Source organism: Lelliottia nimipressuralis (assembly GCF_004402045.1).
Classification (GTDB): Bacteria; Pseudomonadota; Gammaproteobacteria; order Enterobacterales; family Enterobacteriaceae; genus Enterobacter; species Enterobacter chinensis.
The window spans coordinates 431,956-452,450 of sequence record NZ_SOMG01000023.1 but is presented as its reverse complement, the minus strand read 5'-3'; the positions used below and the strand labels follow the sequence as shown (position 1 = coordinate 452,450).

The 20,495-nt window shown below is 57.3% G+C and carries 16 protein-coding genes; 7 read left to right on the top strand and 9 right to left on the bottom strand.

Going from position 1 to position 20,495, the window contains the following annotated elements; all coding sequences use genetic code 11:
* Window positions 1–30: 30 nt before the first annotated feature.
* Window positions 31–1,545, bottom strand: a complete 1,515-nt coding sequence (gene dgt, locus E3U32_RS16980) for a dGTPase (RefSeq protein ID WP_134349703.1) — start codon at window positions 1,543–1,545, stop codon at window positions 31–33.
* Window positions 1,546–1,627: 82 nt separating this feature from the next.
* Here dgt and mtnN point away from each other — a divergent pair, with 82 nt between their 5' ends.
* The 3 genes from mtnN to E3U32_RS16965 are packed head-to-tail and all read left to right on the top strand — an operon-like array spanning window position 1,628 to window position 3,764.
* On the top strand, window positions 1,628–2,326 hold the full coding sequence (gene mtnN / locus E3U32_RS16975; protein ID WP_134349702.1) for a 5'-methylthioadenosine/S-adenosylhomocysteine nucleosidase: 699 nt from the start codon (window positions 1,628–1,630) through the stop codon (window positions 2,324–2,326).
* Window positions 2,319–3,119, top strand: coding sequence for a vitamin B12 ABC transporter substrate-binding protein BtuF (gene btuF / locus E3U32_RS16970; RefSeq protein ID WP_134349701.1), 801 nt, complete (start codon window positions 2,319–2,321; stop codon window positions 3,117–3,119). The genes mtnN and btuF overlap by 8 nt, the downstream gene beginning before the upstream one ends.
* Before the next feature lie 21 nt (window positions 3,120–3,140).
* Window positions 3,141–3,764: a TRIC cation channel family protein gene (locus E3U32_RS16965; RefSeq protein WP_023310447.1), complete on the top strand. Its 624-nt coding sequence runs from the start codon at window positions 3,141–3,143 to the stop codon at window positions 3,762–3,764.
* 100 nt (window positions 3,765–3,864) lie between these two features.
* Here E3U32_RS16965 and erpA read toward each other — a convergent pair whose 3' ends face one another.
* Both erpA and clcA read right to left on the bottom strand, forming a co-directional pair.
* Entirely contained in the window at window positions 3,865–4,209 is a 345-nt protein-coding gene (gene erpA, locus E3U32_RS16960; protein WP_013095643.1) for an iron-sulfur cluster insertion protein ErpA, read from the bottom strand.
* 91 nt (window positions 4,210–4,300) lie between these two features.
* Window positions 4,301–5,701 (bottom strand): H(+)/Cl(-) exchange transporter ClcA, encoded by a 1,401-nt coding sequence (clcA, locus tag E3U32_RS16955; RefSeq protein ID WP_134349700.1) that lies wholly within the window; start codon window positions 5,699–5,701, stop codon window positions 4,301–4,303.
* 177 nt (window positions 5,702–5,878) lie between these two features.
* On the opposite strand from clcA, the gene hemL reads away from it, so the two are divergent.
* Window positions 5,879–7,159, top strand: coding sequence for a glutamate-1-semialdehyde 2,1-aminomutase (gene hemL, locus E3U32_RS16950; RefSeq protein WP_134349699.1), 1,281 nt, complete (start codon window positions 5,879–5,881; stop codon window positions 7,157–7,159).
* Between the two features lie 83 nt (window positions 7,160–7,242).
* Here hemL and fhuB read toward each other — a convergent pair whose 3' ends face one another.
* The 6 genes from fhuB to hrpB all read right to left on the bottom strand — a co-directional run bounded on the left by fhuB (window position 7,243) and on the right by hrpB (window position 18,504).
* Window positions 7,243–9,225, bottom strand: a complete 1,983-nt coding sequence (gene fhuB / locus E3U32_RS16945) for a Fe(3+)-hydroxamate ABC transporter permease FhuB (RefSeq protein WP_134349698.1) — start codon at window positions 9,223–9,225, stop codon at window positions 7,243–7,245.
* A complete protein-coding gene (fhuD, locus tag E3U32_RS16940) occupies window positions 9,222–10,112 on the bottom strand; it encodes a Fe(3+)-hydroxamate ABC transporter substrate-binding protein FhuD (RefSeq protein ID WP_134349697.1) in 891 nt (296 codons plus the stop codon). Before fhuD ends, fhuB begins: the two co-directional genes overlap by 4 nt.
* The gene (gene fhuC, locus E3U32_RS16935; protein WP_047346397.1) at window positions 10,112–10,909 is read right to left on the bottom strand and encodes a Fe3+-hydroxamate ABC transporter ATP-binding protein FhuC; all 798 of its coding nucleotides are present in this window, start codon (window positions 10,907–10,909) and stop codon (window positions 10,112–10,114) included. The genes fhuD and fhuC overlap by 1 nt, the downstream gene beginning before the upstream one ends.
* A gap of 50 nt (window positions 10,910–10,959) precedes the next feature.
* On the bottom strand, window positions 10,960–13,170 hold the full coding sequence (gene fhuA, locus E3U32_RS16930; protein WP_134349696.1) for a ferrichrome porin FhuA: 2,211 nt from the start codon (window positions 13,168–13,170) through the stop codon (window positions 10,960–10,962).
* Between the two features lie 234 nt (window positions 13,171–13,404).
* Window positions 13,405–15,930, bottom strand: coding sequence for a bifunctional glycosyl transferase/transpeptidase (gene mrcB / locus E3U32_RS16925; protein WP_134349695.1), 2,526 nt, complete (start codon window positions 15,928–15,930; stop codon window positions 13,405–13,407).
* Between the two features lie 144 nt (window positions 15,931–16,074).
* Entirely contained in the window at window positions 16,075–18,504 is a 2,430-nt protein-coding gene (hrpB, locus tag E3U32_RS16920; protein ID WP_134349694.1) for an ATP-dependent helicase HrpB, read from the bottom strand.
* A 73-nt stretch (window positions 18,505–18,577) separates the two neighbouring features.
* On the opposite strand from hrpB, the gene thpR reads away from it, so the two are divergent.
* From thpR to dksA, 3 genes are all read left to right on the top strand, one after another.
* Entirely contained in the window at window positions 18,578–19,132 is a 555-nt protein-coding gene (gene thpR / locus E3U32_RS16915) for an RNA 2',3'-cyclic phosphodiesterase (RefSeq protein ID WP_134349693.1), read from the top strand.
* Window positions 19,122–19,826 (top strand): DNA/RNA nuclease SfsA, encoded by a 705-nt coding sequence (gene sfsA, locus E3U32_RS16910; protein ID WP_134349692.1) that lies wholly within the window; start codon window positions 19,122–19,124, stop codon window positions 19,824–19,826. Before thpR ends, sfsA begins: the two co-directional genes overlap by 11 nt.
* 176 nt (window positions 19,827–20,002) lie before the next feature.
* Entirely contained in the window at window positions 20,003–20,458 is a 456-nt protein-coding gene (gene dksA, locus E3U32_RS16900) for an RNA polymerase-binding protein DksA (protein ID WP_003829221.1), read from the top strand.
* The last annotated feature ends 37 nt before the right edge of the window (window positions 20,459–20,495 follow it).

Genomic DNA, 20,495 nt, shown 5'->3' with positions numbered 1-20,495 from the left:
TTTATTGGCCGTCTTTACAAAACTCAGGAATTATTCCACCGCCATAAGCTTGCGGTATTCATCCCAGGCGTACAAATCTGTCATGCCGCTGATATAGTCCTGGATAAGACGGCAGCGATAATAATATTCCAGCACTGGCCACTGGGGAGAATGGCGATCCAGCTTGCCAACCGCTTCGACATACGCCAGACGATGACGGGTAGAAAGTTTCTGATAAAGCCGGGATTCGATAGGAATTCGGCGCACGCGCTCGTGTTCCACCAGCTCACTGAAATCGTTGACCGACAGCTGAAGCAATGGGGAATAAATTTCAAGTAACCCACTGATTACCCGATAGCCCTGCAGCTCTAACTGTTCGACATCCGGATGGCTGAATACATGCCGCATCGCCACATGTTTATAAAGCTCAAGGAGCTGGCTGAAACTGCTGTCATCTTCCAGCAGCGCATGATTGAATTCCCCGCTGAAAATCAGCGGTAAATTATCAATAAAGCGCGATGCCGCATACGGCACCAGTTTATTTAATGTATTGACCCGTAAATACATAAAGAACTGGTCTTCCGTACTGCGGCTTAATGTATTTGAGCGCGATTTTTCCCAGGCATTTTCGACAACCTGAGCAAACAGTGAACCTTTTTCATGGCTGCCCCACGCCGCATAAAGATGCTGATAAAGCTCCTCGACGCTGAAGATTCTTTTCTCAACGGCGTCTTCCAGATCGGCCACGCAATAGGAAATATCATCGGCGGCTTCCATAATCCAGGTTAATGGAAAGCGGCCGTTTGGCGTCAGTGAAAGTTCTTTACGCAGCCGTTCAATATAGGCCTCTTCAGAAAGGTAATAGCCCGGTTTTTTCATGAGATAACTGTGGGACGCGGGTGTATCCCCCATCCACCACGCGGGGCGGGTATATTTCAGTATGCAGCCGACCTGCGCCCAAGTCAGGTTCATGCGCATCAGAGAATGGACCAGCCGGATCCCCTGCGCGTTACCCTCGAAGTGACACAAATCCTGGCGCACTTTACGACGCAGATCGTTCAGCCCCTCTTCACCTTCACGCAGGCGCAAATCGCGTACGATACAGCGGTCATCGCTGAGAGGCTGGCTGACAGCATCCGAAGGGTAAAGCCGTTGTTTAAACCAGTCGTTAATTGCCGCCTCACCAAAGTGACCAAAAGGCGGGTTGCCGATGTCATGCATCAGGCAGGCCATTTCAACGATGCTCTCGAAGGGCCCGGTCAGTTCGTCCAGGCCATAGGTTTCCAGTAAACGTTGTTCTTTGAGACGGCTCAAAATCTCTTTGGCAATATAGCGCCCGACCTGCTGCACTTCCATGGAGTGGGTTAAGCGCGTGCGCACCGCAGCATTGCGCTCGAGCGGAAACACCTGCGTCTTTTGCTGCAAACGACGGATAGCTGGCGAGTTAATGATCCTCCCGCGATCGCTTTCGAAGATACGCAGGATCTCATGTTCGCTCTTGTCGCCCTGCGGCGAACGGAAACGCCGGTGCCAGTTAATTTTGGTGCGAAAATCGATTGGTGACATGTGCTCCCCCGCCTGAGAATGCGTTTCCCCTTAACCGCATGATAGACTATGCATCTTAACAAGGCACATCGCGAGTAAATCTATGAAAATCGGCATTATTGGTGCAATGGAAGAAGAAGTTACGCTGCTGCGTGACGAAATTGAGAACCGTCAGACGCTCTCTCTGGGAGGCTGTGAGATCTACACCGGTCAGCTGAACGGTGTTGACGTGGCTCTGCTGAAATCAGGCATCGGTAAAGTGGCTGCTGCACTGGGTGCAACCCTGTTGCTTGAGCGCTGCAAGCCGGACGTGATCGTTAATACCGGCTCTGCGGGCGGCCTGGCGCCGACGCTGAAAGTGGGTGATATCGTTGTCTCCGACGAAGCGCGTTACCACGATGCTGACGTGACCGCGTTCGGTTACGAGTACGGTCAACTCCCGGGTTGTCCGGCTGGGTTTAAGGCTGACGACAAACTGATTGCAGCAGCAGAAACCTGCATTGCTGAACTCAATCTCAACGCGGTGCGTGGTCTGATTGTCAGCGGTGATGCCTTTATCAATGGCTCCGTTGGCCTGGCGAAAATCCGTCATAACTTCCCTCAGGCGGTAGCCGTTGAGATGGAAGCGACCGCGATCGCTCACGTTTGCCATAACTTCAACGTACCGTTCGTGGTGGTTCGCGCCATCTCTGACGTGGCAGACCAGCAGTCTCACATCAGCTTCGACGAGTTCCTGACCGTTGCGGCAAAACAGTCCACCGTGATGGTGGAACGCCTGGTGCAGAATCTGGCACGTGGCTAAACATAGCGTCAGGGCGCTGGCCGCCCTGCTTCTGTTCGCACCGCTGTGGCTCTATGCTGTCCCGCGTGTGATTACACTCTCCCCCGCTAACACGGAACTGGCATTTGCCGCAGGGATCACACCCGTTGGCGTGAGTAGCTTTTCCGATTACCCACCGCAGGCCGCGGACATTGAACAGGTAGCAACCTGGCAAGGGATGAACCTTGAGCGCATTGTGGCGCTTAAACCGGATCTCGTGCTGGCCTGGCGTGGCGGCAACGCTGAGCGGCAGGTCAACCAGCTGACCTCGCTTGGCATCAAGGTCATGTGGATTGATGCCGTGAGCATTGAACAAGTCGCTCAGGCGCTACGCGCCCTGGCACCCTATAGCCCTACCCCCAAAAAAGCCGAAGCCGCGGCAAAACAGATGCTCAGCGACTATGCCGCGCTGAAATCCCGATACGATACGCCCGTTAAAAAGCGCATTTTCCTGCAGTTTGGCAGCCAGCCGCTGTTTACCACCGGAAAAGGGTCAATTCAGAACCAGGTGCTGGAAGTCTGTGGTGGTGAAAATATTTTCGCTGCCAGCCGGGTACCATGGCCTCAGGTTAGCCGTGAACAGGTCCTGGCGCGCCAGCCACAGGCTATCGTCGTGGTCGGAAATGCGAGCGAGATTCCTAAAATTGAACAATTCTGGCAAAGACAGCTAAAAATACCGGTGATCCCGCTCAACAGCGACTGGTTTGAACGCGCCAGCCCGCGTATTATCCTCGCCGCAAAACAGCTCTGTGCCGCACTGGCAGAGAGTCACTAACATTGGTTCGAGGATTTAACGATGCTCGTTTATTGGCTGGATATTCTTGGCACAGCCGTTTTTGCTATCTCCGGCGTCCTGCTCGCCGGAAAACTACGCATGGATCCGTTTGGCGTGCTGGTGCTTGGCGTGGTGACCGCTGTTGGCGGCGGGACTATCCGCGACATGGCGCTGGCGAATGGCCCGGTGTTTTGGGTGAAAGATCCGACCGATCTGGTGGTCGCGATGGTCACCTGTCTGTTAACCATTGTGCTGGTTCGCCAGCCGCGCAGATTACCAAAATGGATATTGCCGGTGCTGGATGCTGTGGGTCTGGCCGTGTTTGTCGGTATTGGCGTAAACAAGGCGTTTAATGCAGGTACCGGTCCGATGGTGGCGATCTGCATGGGCGTATTAACCGGCGTGGGCGGTGGGATCATTCGCGACATTCTGGCACGTGAAGTGCCGATGATCCTGCGTACTGAAATTTACGCAACGGCCTGTATTGTTGGCGGGATTGTTCACGCAACCGCGTACTACACCTTTGCGCTCCCACTGGAAAATGCAGCGATGCTGGGGATGGTCGTGACGCTGGTGATACGTTTAGCCGCGATACGCTGGCACCTGAAGCTGCCGACGTTTGCGCTGGATGATAACGGAAGGTAAAAAGCAAAACGGTAACCTGGAGGTTACCGTTTTTAGCGTTTTCGCCCTCTCCCGTGGGAGAGAGACGGGGTGAGGGCATCAGACCACACCGCCCGAAACATCAGATGCTGAACGAAGAACCACACCCGCAGGTGCTTGTTGCGTTCGGGTTTGTCACCACAAAGCGCGATCCTTCCAGACCTTCGGTGTAATCTACCGAACCGCCCACCAGATATTGCAGGCTCATCGGGTCAACCACCAGCGCGACGCCCTGTTTCTCGATAGTCATATCGCCATCGTTAACCTGATCGTCAAAGGTAAAACCATACTGGAAGCCGCTGCAGCCGCCACCGGTAATATAGACGCGCAGTTTCAGATCCGGATTGTCTTCGTCGGCAATCAGGGTTTTCACTTTGTTGGCTGCTGCTTCGGTAAATTCCAGCGGCAACGCTACATCATCACTCATCTTATGCTCCCATGAATACTGCTACTGCTACTGCTATTGGGTAAAATTCACCCAATTCTTTGTGTCATTATCTAATACCCTGGTAATTCATTCAAGTATTCTGCGTTGCGGCCCGCTCAGCCTCTTGTTTTGCCAGAGTACGCGCAAGGATGGTGGAGTATAGCGGCTTTCCACCCAGGAATTGGGCTAATAGTGTCGCGCCGAGACAGGTAATGATCATTGGCAAAATGAGCTGGTAATTATCCGTCATCTCCAGCACCAGCACGATGCCGGTTAGCGGCGCGCGCAGGGATGCAGCCAGTAGCGCCCCCATTCCGGCCACCGCAAAGGTCCCGGCATCAAGGTGATAAGCGGGAAAGCCCGCTTGCGCCGCCATACCGAACGCGGTGCCCAGCAGCGTTCCCAGCGCCAGCATCGGTGCGAATATCCCCCCTGGCGCACCGGACGAGAAGCACAGCACCGTCGTGATGACTCTCGAAAGAAACATAAACAGCAGCAGACCCACGCTGAAATTCCCGGCCGCCGCAATGGGAATCAGGCCGAACCCGCCGCCTGCGGCATTCGGTTCAATGAATCCAAGTACCCCGCACATCCCGCCCAGCAGGCCACCAATCAGCACCCATTTGGTTGTATTCCCGCCGTGAATACGCTGAAACATATCCTGAGCACGTAAGATGAAGGTATTAAAGAGCGGGCCAACCACGCCAAAAATCATACCGAGGACCAGATACAGCCACAGGGTGTTGACCGGTGCGTTGGTCAGTTTACCCACCTCAATGACCGCCCCTTCGCCATTAACTATACGAAAGACAATGCTCGACATAATGACGCCGGTAAACACCGCTTTAATGGAGATCAGGTTGTAGCGAAACTGCGCGCGCATCTCTTCGATGATGAACAAAATCCCCGCCAGCGGCGCGTTAAACGCCGCCGACAGCCCCGCAGCCGCACCGGTTGCCAGCAGCGTATGGCGCGCTTCGGCGCTTCGCATCCGAAACAGATCGCCCACCATACGACCAACGTTGCCCCCCAGCTGTACCGTGGGCCCTTCCCTGCCGAGCACCATCCCCGCGCCCAGCGTCCCCATGCCACCGATGAATTTAACCGGCATCACCCGCCACCAGCGCACAGGACGCAACTCCTCCAGCGCACCTTCAATTTCCGGGATGCCCGATCCGCCCGCTTCCGGCGCGAATTTACGCACCAGAAAATACCCCACCATGGCAAACAGCGCAGACAGTCCGAATGCCCCCACCCAGACCAGCCATCTGCTATCGGCGAAACCGGCTACGGTCCCCACTCGCCAGTTGAGTACGGCATTAACCGCTTTTTCAAAAGCCACGCCAACCAGCCCCGTGAGGGTACCCACCACGGCAGCGGCCAGCAGGATCGCCAGCGGCGTTTTATCGCGATTGAGCAGCCGCCGAATACTGATTCGGTGCTGGGCGCGCGTAAACTGTTGTTCTTCAAAAGACGGAGAATCTGATTTCATGTCCTGTTCTTATTCGTCATACAAAAAGCCGCGAGGATTTTACCAGAGACTGTGGCGCCGTCCCGTGAAAAATCCTTAACAATTGTTTTTGCATTAGTGGGGCAAACATTTCATAACCTTCCGCGAATCACTTAGAATAGTGTGCTTAATCATTTTATACGAACCAGGAACGACGCCATGAGCAAGTCTGAAAACCTCTACAGTGCAGCCCGAGAGCTTATTCCGGGTGGCGTGAACTCACCTGTGCGCGCCTTTACCGGCGTGGGCGGCACGCCGCTGTTTATCGAACGTGCTGACGGCGCGTATCTGTATGATGTCGATGGCAAAGCCTATATCGATTATGTCGGCTCCTGGGGCCCGATGGTGCTGGGCCACAACCACCCGGCTATCCGTAACGCGGTGATTGAAGCCGCCCAGCGCGGCCTGAGCTTCGGCGCGCCAACCGAAATGGAAGTGAAAATGGCGGCGCTGGTCACCGAACTGGTGCCGACCATGGACATGGTGCGTATGGTGAACTCCGGTACCGAAGCCACCATGAGCGCCATCCGCCTTGCGCGTGGCTTCACCGGCCGCGATAAAATCATCAAGTTTGAAGGCTGCTACCACGGCCATGCGGACTGCCTGCTGGTGAAAGCAGGCTCCGGCGCGCTAACGCTCGGCCAGCCAAACTCGCCTGGCGTACCGGCAGATTTCGCTAAGCATACCCTGACCTGCACCTACAACGATCTGGCCACCGTTCGCGCGGCATTCGAGCAGTATCCGCAGGAGATCGCCTGCATCATCGTTGAGCCTGTTGCGGGTAACATGAACTGTATCCCACCGCAGCCTGATTTCCTGCCGGGCCTGCGCGCCCTGTGCGACGAATTCGGCGCCCTGCTGATCATCGACGAAGTGATGACCGGCTTCCGCGTGGCGCTGGCGGGTGCCCAGTCTTATTATGGCGTTGAGCCGGACCTCACTTGCCTCGGCAAAATCATCGGCGGCGGCATGCCGGTCGGGGCCTTTGGTGGCCGTAAGGACGTCATGGAAGCCCTGGCGCCAACCGGCCCGGTTTACCAGGCGGGCACGCTCTCCGGTAACCCAATCGCCATGGCGGCGGGCTTCGCCTGCCTGAACGAAGTGGCTCAGCCCGGTATTCATGAAACCCTGACCGACCTGACGACGCAGCTGGCAAACGGACTGCTTGAAGCGGCAGAGGAAGCCGGTATTCCGCTGGTCGTTAACCACGTGGGTGGGATGTTCGGGATTTTCTTCACCGATGCGAAAACCGTGACCTGCTATCAGGACGTGGTGAAGTGCGACGTTGAACGCTTCAAGCGCTTCTTCCACCTGATGCTGGAAGAAGGCGTGTACCTGGCACCGTCAGCGTTCGAAGCGGGCTTTATGTCCGTGGCGCACAGCGAAGAAGATATCAATAACACCATCGACGCGGCGCGTAAGGTGTTTGCGAAGCTCTAAGGGCATTGCCGGGTGGCGCTAACGCTTACCCGGCCTACGCTGTTCTCCCTCTCCCGTGGGAGAGGGCATCAGGCCGCACCTGACTATCGGCTCTGCTTTCTCAACAGATAAATAAAATACGGCGCGCCAATGAAGGTCGACAGCAGCCCCGCCGGGATCTGATACGGGAACAGCACCATTCTTCCGCACCAGTCCGCAAACACCAGCATGACCCCGCCCATGAGGGCAGACATCACAATATGCGGCATCGTCCGGCGGAACCCCATCATTCTGGCAATGTGCGGCGCCATCAACCCGACAAAACTCAGTGGTCCAATAGTCATGGTTGCCACCGCCGTCAGGCACGCCGCCAGCAGCAGTAGAGCCACGCGCGCTGGCGTCAGCGCCATACCCACCGCACGCGCCGTTTCACCACCGAGCGGCAGGATGGTCAGCCAGCGACGGCACAGCGGAACAATCGCCAGTAGCGCGATCATCACGATCCCGGACCAGACAACCTGACTGCCGGTGGCACCGTAGGTTGAGCCAGAAATCCAGGTCAGGATCTTCGCCATACGCGGATCGCCGCTCGCCTGTAGCATCATCAACAGCATCGTAAATGCGGTACTGAGCGCCATCCCGGCCAGCAGCATCCGGTGCGGGGAAAATCCACCGCGACCGGCGGCCATCAGAATAATCATCAGCGTGGCCGCCGCACCGATACTCCCGGCCGGCATCAGCCAGCCAAACGCATTGCCCGGCACAAAGAACAGCATCAGCACCACGCCAAAGGCGGCGCCAGAGCTGATCCCGAGCACTTCCGGGCTTGCCATCGGGTTGCCGGTCAGACGCTGAATGATACACCCCGCCACCGCCAGCATTACGCCGGCGATCAGCGCAGCGAAGATACGCGGCCAGCGCCACTGTAGCAGGTCGTTGAGTAAATCGCCCGTTGCCCAGTGCCAGCCCGCTGCATCACGCCCAAACGCGAGCGCCGTAAACGAGACGATAACCAGCACCGCCAGGCCGGCAAGGCTAAACCACAGCACCGACTGGCGTTCCGCGTAGACTTTATCGCCCGCATCCATCGCCGGTGCGCTCACGCTGCGCAGGCGCGGCAGCAGCCAAAGCAGCAGCGGCGCACCGATAAGCGCCGTGACCGACCCGGTGGACACCTCTCTCCAGACCCGCGCCAGCCACAGAATGAGCTGATCGGAAAGCCAGAGGATCAGCGCCCCAATCAGCGAGGCCAGCAGCAGACGCGCCAGCAAACGACGCGCTCCGAGCATTTTCGCCAGCAGCGGCGCGAACAGGCCGATAAACCCGATGATGCCGACCGCGTTCACCAGCAGAGCGCTCAATACAATTGCCAGCGTCAGCGCCGCCAGGCGAGCCAGCGACAGCGCCAGCCCCAGGTTACGCGCCACGCCATCATCCAACCCCATGAGCGTCAGAGGACGCAGGAGCAGCAGCGTCAGCACGACGCCGCCGGCCAGCTGCGGCCACAGGTGCGCCACCACGCTCCAGTCGGTCTGGGTGAGCGTGCCGGTACTCCACAGGAACATGCTTTGCAGCCGATCGTGGTGGAATAGCACCAGCAGCTGGTTAATCGCCCCGCAGTACAGGCTGACCACCAGCCCGGCCAGAATAAGCGTCACAGGGGAAAGACGTTTGCCCCATGCCACGCCAAAGACCAGCGCGCCCACCACGCACGCTCCCACGAGAGCGGCAAACTGCGAGGTCAACGCCCCCGGCAGCGACCACAGCGTGATGACCGTGATCCCAAGCTGCGCACCGGTCGCGACGCCGAGCGTGGTCGGTTCCGCCAGGGGATTGCGTAAAACCTGCTGAAACAGTACGCCCACCAGCCCTAAACCGGCACCGACCAAGAGGGAGATCGCCAGACGCGGCAGCAGGCTGTAGTGGAACAGCATCTGCTGGATATTATCGATATCCGGCGCGGCCAGGGCATCTCCCCACTGTCCACGCGGTAGTGCCGTCGAGAGGTTGAACCAGGTTAATACCAGCGCGGCAAGGAAAAGTAAGGACAACAGCAGCGCCGGGAAGCGGGCGATACGCATGCTCATGCTTTTCCTCCCAATGCGTTATCCAGCACCCGGGCGAAATGCATGGCCGACAGCGTCGCGCCGTAGAACCAGACCGCCGGGGCGCGCTGGAAGCGCTGCTCGCGCACAAACGGCATCGCCTGCCAGAGCGGGGTCGCCATCAGCGCCTGCATGTCACGCTCGTTCCCGTGGTCGAAACAGATCACATCTACATCGCGAAACGCCGCCAGACGATCGATACCCACGGCGGTACTGCCCCAGAACGTCATCTCCCCTTCCCAGGCATTACGAATGCCAAAACTGTCGAGCACGTCCTGGAACAGGCAGTTTTTACCAAAGACCAGCATATGGCGGGCATCCAGCAGCGTCACCATCAGCAGCGGGCGATCGCCCCGGTGAGCAAAACGCGGCTTTAGCGCGTCAATCAGGGCATCAAATTCGTCGAGATGCCGTTTGGCCTCCACCTCGCGGTTGAGGAAATGCGCCATCTCGTTAATCGAGTTTTTCGCCACGATCAGCGGCTTTTTACCGTCGCTGAAAGAGAATCCGCGTCCTGGCGCAATGCGCGCCATCACCTCCTCTGACGGACCGTAGCCCGCGGACCAGAACAGGAACGACGGCTTCATCTGGGTGAGCAGTTCGAGGTTTGGCTCCGTGCGCAGACCGACGTCGATCACCGAGTCCGGCAGCTTCGGCTCGTTCACCCAGAGGTTATAGTTAGGAATGTCCGCCACGCCATAGGGCGTGACGCCGAGCGCCATCATCAGTTCAACCGGCAGCCACTCAAGGGCCACAATACGGTGCGGATCCACGTCGGCAGCGCGCGCCGTATTCATTTTTAACAGCAGAGGTGAGAGTGCCATAGCCGTCAGCAGGCGACGGCGGCTGATAAGCATGTTGTCCAGCATCAGTACACAAAGCTCACCGGTGCAGCCCCGGCAGGGTGAGGCAGAATACCCATCGGAATACCGTAAATGTGTTCCAGCGTTTCGCTGCGCATCAGCTCAGACGGCGTGCCCTGGGCAATCATTTCACCACCGCGCAGCGCCACCAGATAATCGCAGTAACGCGCCGCCATGTTGATATCATGCAGGACCGCAATCACCGTCAGCCCGCGCTGCTGGCTTAAGCGATGCACCAGCGCCAGCACGTCGACCTGGTGGGCAATATCCAGCGCGGAGGTGGGTTCGTCGAGCAGCAGGCAGCGGCTGTCCTGTGCCACCAGCATTGCAATCCACGCGCGCTGACGCTCACCGCCGGACAGGCTATCCACCAGCCGGTGCGCCAGCGGTTTTAGCCCCACCAGCGCAATCGCCTCTTCCACTTTTTCTCTGTCGGCGACGCCGAAGCGCCCCAGCGCCCCGTGCCACGGATAACGCCCAATGGCCACCAGCTCGCGTACCGTCATCCCTTCCGCCTGCGGCAGCTGCTGCGGCAGATAGGCGACTTTGCGGGCAAAGGCTTTACTGCTCCAGCTCTCCAGCGGTTGGTCGTCCAGCAAAATATCACCTTCTGAAGGCGGCTGGTGGCGTCCCAGCATTTTGAGCAGCGTGGATTTACCGGAGCCGTTGTGGCCAATCAGCCCCGTTACTTTACCTGCCGGGAACGTCAGAGAGAGCGGATGCAGCAGCGTGCGCCCGGGTACGCGAAAGGAGAGGTGGTTGAGCGTAAAGGTGGTGTCGGGTTGCGTTTGATTATCCTGCATATCAGCCAACTTAAATAAAAAGGGCACGGCGAACCGTGCCCGAAGAGCGGTTAGAAGCGGAAGGTCGCGGTGGCAACAACCTGACGTCCTGCTCCCCAATAGCATGCATATTCGCTGTAGCAGCTGGAGACGTATTCACGGTCGAAGATGTTGTTCACGTTGACGCCGACAGAAGAGCCCGGCAGTCCAAAGCGTGCCAGGTCGTATTTCACGGTCGCATCCGCCAGGGCGTAGCCCGCAACGTTGAACGACTGATAGGCTTTTGGCGACGAGGCAGAGTAGTAGGAAACGGTGTTACCGATGTAACGGGTTCCCACCCCTACCGTCAGACCGCTCAGCGCCGTCTCGTGGAAGGTGTAATCGGCCCACAGAGACGCCATGTTACGCGGCACTTCCGCCGGACGACGGCCTTCATACCAAGTATCGTGCGTGTATTCCGCATCAGTAAAGCTATAGGAAGCCGTCACGTTCACGTTGGCAGAGACTGCGGCTTTCGCTTCCAGTTCGAACCCGCGGGAACGAATTTCTCCGCCCTGCACGCTAAAGCCGCTGGTCGGGTTCGCCGGATCGGCCGTCAGGTTGTTGTTTTTGGTCAGCTGGTATACCGCTGCAGTCACAACCACAGGCAGATCTTTCGGTACATACTTCACGCCCGCTTCATACTGTTTGCCGCGAGCCGGATCGAACGGTTTGCCGCCCTGGGTTGCGCCGGAAATAGGCTCGAAGGATTCGCTGTAGCTGAAGTACGGCGTAATACCGTTATCAAACAGGTAGTTGATCCCGCCACGCCAGGTGAATGCCCGGTCGTTGATTTCAGCCGTCGTGTCAGAGGAACGCGTCAGTGTGGACGTTTTAGCGAAATCATAGCGTCCGCCAAGGGTCAGTACCCACTTATCCCACTCAGCCTGATCCTGCGCGTACAGGCCCGTTTGCTCCTGACGATTGAGCACGGCATACGGGAAGTTCACGTTGATATTGGCATTGTTGTGCTGCGGATTCGTCATGCTGATAGGATCAGCGCTGCCGTAATCAGCATCAATATCGTTACGCATGCGCAGGTAGTCAACGCCCGTTAACAGAGTATGATCCACTGCACCTGTCGCAAATTTGGACTGCAGCTGGGTATCGACCGTGAACGAGTTCAGATCCTCATCAGAGCGCACATACGCGCGGCTGATCTGAGCTGGTGCAATATAGCCGTTACCGTAGACGGAACGGTAAAGCGTGTTGATTTTGGTGTAGCGCAGGTTTTGACGCACGGTAAAGGTGTCATCAAACTGATGCGAGAAGCTGTAGCCCAACATCTTCTGACGGCGGGAGATCTTGTTGTCTTCATCACCTTCGTTGAAATCGGTCGGCAGCTTGTGAGCGTTGCCATTGGCGTCATAGTAAGGCACAACGGTACCTTCCCGCGGCAGCCAGCCGTAATAGCCTGCATCCGGATCGCTCTGGAAATTGCTTAGGAAGGTGAAATCGGTTTTATCGTCAGGACGCCAGCTGAAAGCAGGCGCAATGGCGTAGCGGGTGGACTTAACCATTTCCTGCTGCGCATTTTCGCTGCGCCCCAGACCGGTCAGACGGTATGACCACACGCCGTCATCATCAATCGCATCGCTGAAATCAAATCCGGTTTGCCACAGGTTATCGGTACCCATTTTGAACTGGATTTCTTTCAGTGGCTCGGTGGTTGGGCGCTTGCTGACCATGCTGACCACGCCGCCCGGGTGACTTTTACCGTACAGGACGGACGTTGGGCCGCGCAGCAGTTCGACGCGCTCAAGGAAATACGGATCCATGGACGCTTCAGAATAGTTATCTCCCTGCAGCTTCATCCCATCCAGATACTGGTTAGTATTCACGGTACTGGAGGTGGTGAACCCACGGATAGAAACAACATCATACGTTGTTGATGCACCGCGAGTCGCAAAAACGCTCGGCGTATAGGCTAACGCTTGCTTCACCGTACCCGGCTGCTTCATATCCATCTCTTCACGCGTGACCACGGAAATAGACTGCGGTGTTTTCTCAATCGGGGTATCGGTTTTGGTCGCCGTTGCGGTGCGTTTTGCCGCAATCGTTGGTGCAGGCCCCCAGGCACTTTCCTGTGCCGCAGGTGCTGCGGTTACCGTAATGGTCTCTTCTTTTTTCGGGGTTTCGGCAGCATGTGCATAAGCCGACATGCCGGCAACCGCTGTGGCTACGACAACCGCGATTTTACGCAGCGACGTGTTAATTGGCTGAGCAGTATTGGAAAGCGCCATGTTGAATCTCTGATGTGAAAGTGAATGATAACGTAAACGAGAATTATTATTATGAGCGCCAGAATAATATGCGAAACGCTGGTTGCATAGCAAGCAGTAAGCGGCCCTATGAGAATTAAGGGTTTAAGAAATAGACAAGAGAAAACGAAGGGTTAATCAGACTTAAAGCGAGGGTTAACGAAATGAGGTTTACGGGTAAAAAAGCCCCCTTCCAGGGAAGAGGGCTTCAAAAGGTTAGTTACCGCCGAACATATCTTTGATCCAGCCCGCGACACCGTCGCTGTCTTTCTTCTCATTCTGCTGCTGCGGCTGTTGCTGCTGCGGCTGCTGTGGCTGAGAAGACTGGTCGAACGGGTTACCCGTTGGCTGTTCTGGCTGGCTTTGCTGGCACAGCGAGTCCGGGTTTGCGGTCCAGACAGGCAGCGTACGCATCCCACCGCCGCAGACAAAGTTACCGGAACTGTCCACACCCATATCGACAATGTCTTCCGGCGCAACCAGATTCAGCGGCACAGGAGACTGATTTGCCAGATAGCGCTGGTAAATCGACATCGCCCCGCTCGCGCCGTACAGCTTGGTCGGCTGGTTGTTGTCGCGGCCTACCCAGGTGATCACCACTTCACGGCCATCAATACCGGCGAACCAGGTATCGACGTTGTTGTTGGTGGTCCCGGTTTTACCCGCCAGATGCAGACCCGGATACTTCGCACCCAGCTGACGCCCGGTACCGCGCTGCACAACCTGCTGCATCGTCCACAGCGTCATATAGGCTGCCTGAGCGGGAACGGCACGTTCTGCCTGCGGGAAGCTCTGATACAGCACGGAGCCATCTTCGGCAATCACCGAACGCAGGGCAGACAGCGGCGCGCGGTTACCCCCGCTGGCAATGGTCTGGAATGCCTGCGCCACTTCGATCGGCGTCAGGTTAAGCGCACCGAGGATCATCGCAGGCACCGGATGCAGCTGATCTTTCGACACGCCAAGTTTCTGCCAGGTGTCAACGATGGCCGGCAGGCCCAGCGACATCCCGAGGTTAACCGTTGGCACGTTCATGGAGCGCGTTAAGGCATCCACCAGCATGACCTGGCCGCTGAACTGTTTATCATCGTTCTGCGGTGACCAGACCTGGCCGTTAGGCTGACGCAGGGAAATCGGCGCATCCGCAATCCAGGTATTCAGGCGATACTGATTTGGCTGGCTCAGGGCGGTCAGATAGGTCGCCGGTTTTGCCAGAGAACCGATCGAGCGACGTGCCTGCATAGCACGGTTGTAGCCTGCAAACTGCGGCTCAGCACCGCCCACCATCGCGCGAACTTCGCCGGTGTTACGGTCAACCACCACCATCGCGGTTTCCAGATCGCTCAGCTTACGCTGTTTCTTCAGCGCCGGAATGCCTTCCACTGCCGCTTTTTCTGCCGCATCCTGCGCCACGGAGTCAAAGGTGGTGAAGATCTTCACGCCGGAGAGATCTTTGACCTTATCACCAAGCTTGCTTTGCAGCTCCTGACGCACCAGCTGCATAAATGCAGGCTGAGGCGAAATCACGCCACCGCGCGGCTGAACGCCGAGTGGACGCGCGCTCAGCATGTCGTACAGCTCCTGGTCAATCACCTGCTGTTGTTGCAGCAGGCGCAGCACCAGGTTACGACGCTCAAGCGCCAGTTTCGGGTTACGCCACGGGTTATAAATGGACGCCCCTTTCACCATACCCACCAGCAGTGCCTGCTGGTCGAGGCTCAGCTCTTCCACCGGACGACCAAAGTAGTACAGGCTCGCCAGCGGGAAGCCGCGGATTTCGTTATCGCCACTCTGACCGAGGTATACCTCGTTCATGTACAGCTCAAGGATACGATCCTTGCTGTAACGCGCATCCATCAACACGGCCATGTACGCTTCGTTAGCTTTACGCCAGTAAGAGCGTTCGCTGGAGAGGAACAAGTTCTTCACCAGCTGCTGAGTAAGGGTACTCGCCCCCTGCACGGTACGTCCCGCAGTGAGGTTAGCCAGTACCGCACGACCAATCGAGTAGAGGCTGATGCCATCGTGCTCGTAGAAGTGACGGTCTTCGGTTGCCAGCAGGGTGTCCACCAGCAGATCCGGGAAACCGTTACGCGCCACGAACAGGCGCTGTTCGCCGTTTGCCGAGGAGAGCATGGTGATCAGACGGGGATCGAGACGGAAGAAACCGAACTGACGGTTGTTATCCATGTTCTCAATAATATCCAGACGATCGCCGTCAAAGGTCAGACGCGCGCGCACCTGCCCCTCTTTGCTGTCCGGGAAATCAAACGGACGGCGGATCATCTCAATGCTGTTCGCCTGCACGGTAAACTCGCCAGGCCGCGTCATTTTAGATACCTGACGATACTGGGTGGCTTCCAGCAGTTTCACCATCTCGTTCTTACTGATGGACATATCTGGCTCAAGGTTCACCATACGGCCATACACTGCCGCAGGTAGCTGCCAGACTTTACCGTCGATACGGCTGCGGATCTTTTGATCCAGATACACGCCGTAAATCGCCATCAGCACAACAAAAACAATAAACAGCTTCAGCAGCAGCCAGAACCAGCCGCGTTTGCCCCGAGGCTTACGCCCTTTGCCTTTCCCTTTACGCGGCATCGGTTCTTCATCCTCATAATCGTCTTCATAGTCATCGTCATAGTCCTCATCTCTGAGGCGACGACGGCTTACCTTTTCTTTCGCCGGACGCGTTGGTTTTCCCTTACGTCCTATTGGCTCGCGGTCATTCCCCGCCATGCTTTTTCTCCGCAACTTTCAGGCGCAAAGGCCCGATTCTCTTTTCTTCCACATCATCGTGAAAGAAGAAATCTCTCAAAATGGGTTTTCTCCCTCTCCCCGTGGGAGAGGGCTGGGGTGAGGGCATCAGACCGCACTCCCCTTTCACGAATATTTCTTCGTCCGCCTCGTCGGCGCCGTATTCGCCGGATCGTCCGGCCAGACGTGTTTGGGATAACGCCCCTTCATCTCTTTTTGCACTTCTCGGTAGCTCCCCGCCCAGAACGCTCCCAGATCGCGGGTGATCTGCAGCGGACGATGTGCAGGCGACAAGAGCTCAAGCACCATCGGAACGCGCCCTTCGGCGATGGACGGCGTGGTCGCCTCCCCAAACATCTCCTGCATCCGTACCGCCAGCGCAGGCGGATTATCCTCGTGATAACGAACGGCAATCCGGCTTCCGGTCGGCACAGTGTAATGCTCTGGCAGTTCACTATCCAGACGTTGACGTAATGACCAGTCGAGTAAATTCTGTAACGCGACCTTAACATCGATCGCTTTCAGCGCCCGGAGCGAGTGAACACCGTGCATTTGCGGCAATAACCAGCGCTCCAGAGAGCCCAACAATGTTTCATCATCCACCGCGGGCCAGGCATACTCCGGCAGCCAGCGCGCGGCACAGTGCAGGCGAAGACGGTACTGTTCAGCCTCTGGCGACCAGTTCAGTACGCCGAGCCCTTTTTCCCGGATACCGTTCAGCATGGCCTGATGCAGCTCCTCTTCCGACGGCTTCGCCAGCGGCTTCGTCCCGAGGGTCAGCTTACCTATCTGGCTACGACGAAATGCCTTCAGCGTACCCTGCGCATCATCCCACTCGACGGTGTCGGACTGCTGGAGCAGCTGCGGGCACGCGCGCGTCAGGGCGTCGATATCCACGGCAATCGCCTGCAAAATACGGGCATCCGGGGAGTAGCTCCCCTGCAGCAACAGCGGCGCGATCAGCCACTCATAACGCGTCAGGGCGTCATCGCTGTCCAGCATCGCCCCCATGCCGTTTGCCAGCTGATAGCGTCCGTCCAGCCCGCGCCGACGCGCAATCCGGTCCGGAAATGCCCGCGCTAACAGCCGTGGGATACTCTCACCGTCTGGCACGCCGCCGCGGCTGCTAAGCCGCTTACACAGCTGCTGCGCCCGCTGCTGCCAGTTCCCCTGACTGCGCGAAAAGGCATGGGCCAGATCGCTACTGCCTCCGCGTGGCGGCTCCTCAAGGATAGCTGCCAGTTTCGCGGCCGTAGCTATTTCATCGTCTCCCTGCGCTGACACCAGCATGGCGGCCAGCCGTGGCTCGTTCCCCAGTGCGGCCATTTTTTGTCCTCGGGAGGACAACCGCTCACCGTCAAGCGCACCGAGCTGGGTCAGTAAAGCACGCGCCGCGGCAAGGTTCACGACAGGAGGGGGGTTAAGCCAGGTGAGCTGGGCGGGTTCCAGGCAGCCCCATTGCAGCAGTTCCATCACCAGGCCAGACAAATCGCTTTGTAAAATTTCCGGTGTGCTTTGCTGTGCCGCGCGTTCAGCCTGCTCCGCGCTGGTCAAATGCAGACAAATACCCGGCTCAAGGCGTCCCGCACGGCCCGCGCGCTGCACCATCGACGCCTGGCTAATGCGTTGCGTAAGCAGTCTGGTTAGCCCGGTACGCGGGTCAAAGCTTGCCACCCTCTCCTGCGCGCTATCCACCACCAGGCGAATACCTTCGATGGTCAAGCTGGTTTCAGCAATATTGGTTGCCAACACCACCTTGCGCTGTCCCGCAGGTGCGGGAAGGATCGCTTTACGCTGATCGGCCAGCGACAGCGCACCGTAGAGCGGGCACAGCAGCACGTCGCTGTCTACGCGGGAGGCCAGCTGCTCCTGCACGCGTTGGATCTCGCCCACGCCGGGTAAAAACAGCAGCAGCGAACCAGATTCCTGACGCAACAGTTCTGCGGTTGCGATGGCGACCGCTTCGTCAAAGCGCTGATGGGCTGGCAGCGGTTGATAGCGCCGTTCGACCGGGAACGCGCGCCCCTCTGAGCTAATTACCGGTGCGTGTGGCAACACCTGCTGCAGCCGCTCGTTGTCCAGCGTAGCGGACATGATAAGTAGCCGAAGATCGTCGCGCAGGCCCTGCTGCACGTCCAGCAAGAGCGCCAGGGCCAGATCCGCCTGCAGGCTGCGCTCGTGAAATTCATCCAGGATCACCAGCCCGACGCCGGTCAGCTCCGGATCGTTTTGCAGCATGCGGGTGAGGATCCCCTCGGTCACCACCTCAAGCCGCGTGGAAGGCCCCACGCAGGTTTCCGCGCGCATGCGGTACCCTACCGTCTCTCCCGGCTTTTCATTCAGCAGTTCCGCCAGGCGCTGCGCCACGTTGCGCGCGGCCAGCCTGCGCGGCTCCAGCAGGATAATTTTTCCACCGATATTGCCGTTTTTCAGAATTTGTAGCGGCAGCCAGGTGGATTTACCGGCCCCCGTAGGCGCGTTTAGCAAAACCTGCGGGGCACGGTGTAAGGCAGCGAGAAGCTCAGGAAGGACAACGGCGACCGGCAATGAGGACACTAACAGCTCCAGAGGGTTAACATTAGTCGGCGTACATTGTAGCATCGGCGCATATCATTACCGAGCCTCCCGTATGTCTGAGTCGAAACGGCTGTTTTTTGCCATTGAATTGCCCGCCACAATACAGCGTCAAATTGTTCGCTGGCGCGCTGAACACTTCCCGCCAGAAGCAGGCCGCCCCGTTGCGGCGGCGAATCTGCACCTGACGCTGGCCTTTTTGGGCGACGTCAGTGCCGAAAAACAGCGGGCGTTAGCCGCAATGGCCGGGCGTATTACCCAGCCGGAATTTACGCTGCACCTCGATGACGCGGGTCAGTGGCTACGTTCTCGCGTGCTCTGGCTGGGGACGCGCCAGCCGCCTCGCGGATTATTGCAGCTGGCGAATATGCTGCGCGCGCAGGCGGCACGCAGCGGCTGTTATCAGAGCCCGCAGCCGTTTCATCCGCATATCACGTTGCTGCGCGATGCAGGTCAGGCCGTTGCCATCCCGCCACCGGGTTTTCACTGGGCTTTTCCGGTCAATGAATTCGCGCTTTATGAATCCGTCTTTGCACAGGGACGCACCCGCTATACGCCGCTCCAGCGCTGGACGCTGGGCAACACCGAAAGGAATTCTGATGAAGTTTGATCCTCCCCTGCAGCACGCCACGCTGATCCAACGTTACAAACGTTTCCTTGCCGACGTGATCACGCCCGAAGGCGTACAGCTCACCCTGCACTGCCCCAACACGGGGGCCATGACGGGGTGTGCGACGCCGGGTGACAGAGTCTGGTATTCCACTTCAGAAAATACTAAACGCAAATATGCTCATACCTGGGAAATGACCGAAACGCAAAACGGGGCATTTATTTGCGTTAACACCCTGCGCGCAAATCAATTAGTTAAGGAAGCCCTGACCTTTGGTGCCCTTCCCGAACTGGTGGGTTATGGCACCCATAAAAGTGAAGTGAAGTATGGCGATGAAAGCAGCAGAATTGACTTCATGTTACAGGCGGAAGACAGGCCTGAGTGCTATATTGAAGTAAAATCAGTGACGTTAGCGGAACAGGAAAATGGCTACTTCCCGGATGCGGTAACGCTACGTGGCCAGAAGCATCTGCGAGAGCTAATGAGTGTTGCGGCGGCGGGCAAACGCGCCGTATTGCTGTTTGCGGTATTGCATTCAGCCATTGAACGTTTCTCCCCTGCCCGCCATATTGATCCTAAATACGCGCAATTGTTGAATGAGGCACAAAAGCAGGGGGTAGAGGTTTTAGCTTATAAAGCGGAACTTTCTGCCGATAATATGACTCTGAGATCCTCTCTTCCCATTGTCTTATAAGGGATTAGACGATTGATGATTAAGTGTTCTGGCCGCGTGCGCAAATACGCTTTTCCTCACAGGCTTGTCAAGTGTTACGTTTAGATAATTGCCATCCGGAAAAGCATCTGCTATTTATAGCGACCTGATTTTTCCCCCAACACGGGGATCGATAGTGCGTGTTAAGGAGAAGCAACATGCAAGAAGGGCAAAACCGTAAAACATCGTCCCTGAGTATTCTCGCCATCGCTGGGGTGGAGCCGTATCAAGAGAAGCCGGGCGAAGAGTATATGAACGAAGCCCAGCTGTCGCACTTCAGGCGTATTCTTGAAGCATGGCGTAATCAACTCAGGGATGAAGTCGATCGCACCGTTACTCATATGCAGGATGAAGCTGCTAACTTCCCGGATCCGGTAGACCGTGCCGCTCAGGAAGAAGAGTTCAGTCTCGAACTGCGTAACCGTGACCGCGAACGCAAACTGATCAAAAAAATCGAGAAAACGCTGAAAAAAGTCGAAGACGAAGATTTTGGCTACTGCGAATCCTGCGGTGTTGAAATTGGTATTCGTCGCCTGGAAGCGCGTCCAACCGCCGATCTGTGCATCGACTGTAAAACGCTGGCCGAAATCCGCGAAAAACAGATGGCCGGTTAACACCAGCGCTGTTTACACACTCCAAAGGCGGGAGTTT

What these genes read in the sequence shown, in the direction of transcription:
- dgt (WP_134349703.1), bottom strand. Translation starts at nt 1,545, where the DNA reads ATGTCACCAATCGATTTTCGCACCAAAATTAACTGGCACCGGCGTTTC.
- mtnN (WP_134349702.1), top strand. Translation starts at nt 1,628, where the DNA reads ATGAAAATCGGCATTATTGGTGCAATGGAAGAAGAAGTTACGCTGCTG.
- E3U32_RS16965 (WP_023310447.1), top strand. Translation starts at nt 3,141, where the DNA reads ATGCTCGTTTATTGGCTGGATATTCTTGGCACAGCCGTTTTTGCTATC.
- erpA (WP_013095643.1), bottom strand. Translation starts at nt 4,209, where the DNA reads ATGAGTGATGATGTAGCGTTGCCGCTGGAATTTACCGAAGCAGCAGCC.
- clcA (WP_134349700.1), bottom strand. Translation starts at nt 5,701, where the DNA reads ATGAAATCAGATTCTCCGTCTTTTGAAGAACAACAGTTTACGCGCGCC.
- hemL (WP_134349699.1), top strand. Translation starts at nt 5,879, where the DNA reads ATGAGCAAGTCTGAAAACCTCTACAGTGCAGCCCGAGAGCTTATTCCG.
- fhuB (WP_134349698.1), bottom strand. Translation starts at nt 9,225, where the DNA reads ATGAGCATGCGTATCGCCCGCTTCCCGGCGCTGCTGTTGTCCTTACTT.
- fhuD (WP_134349697.1), bottom strand. Translation starts at nt 10,112, where the DNA reads ATGCTGGACAACATGCTTATCAGCCGCCGTCGCCTGCTGACGGCTATG.
- fhuC (WP_047346397.1), bottom strand. Translation starts at nt 10,909, where the DNA reads ATGCAGGATAATCAAACGCAACCCGACACCACCTTTACGCTCAACCAC.
- fhuA (WP_134349696.1), bottom strand. Translation starts at nt 13,170, where the DNA reads ATGGCGCTTTCCAATACTGCTCAGCCAATTAACACGTCGCTGCGTAAA.
- mrcB (WP_134349695.1), bottom strand. Translation starts at nt 15,930, where the DNA reads ATGGCGGGGAATGACCGCGAGCCAATAGGACGTAAGGGAAAACCAACG.
- thpR (WP_134349693.1), top strand. Translation starts at nt 18,578, where the DNA reads ATGTCTGAGTCGAAACGGCTGTTTTTTGCCATTGAATTGCCCGCCACA.
- sfsA (WP_134349692.1), top strand. Translation starts at nt 19,122, where the DNA reads ATGAAGTTTGATCCTCCCCTGCAGCACGCCACGCTGATCCAACGTTAC.
- dksA (WP_003829221.1), top strand. Translation starts at nt 20,003, where the DNA reads ATGCAAGAAGGGCAAAACCGTAAAACATCGTCCCTGAGTATTCTCGCC.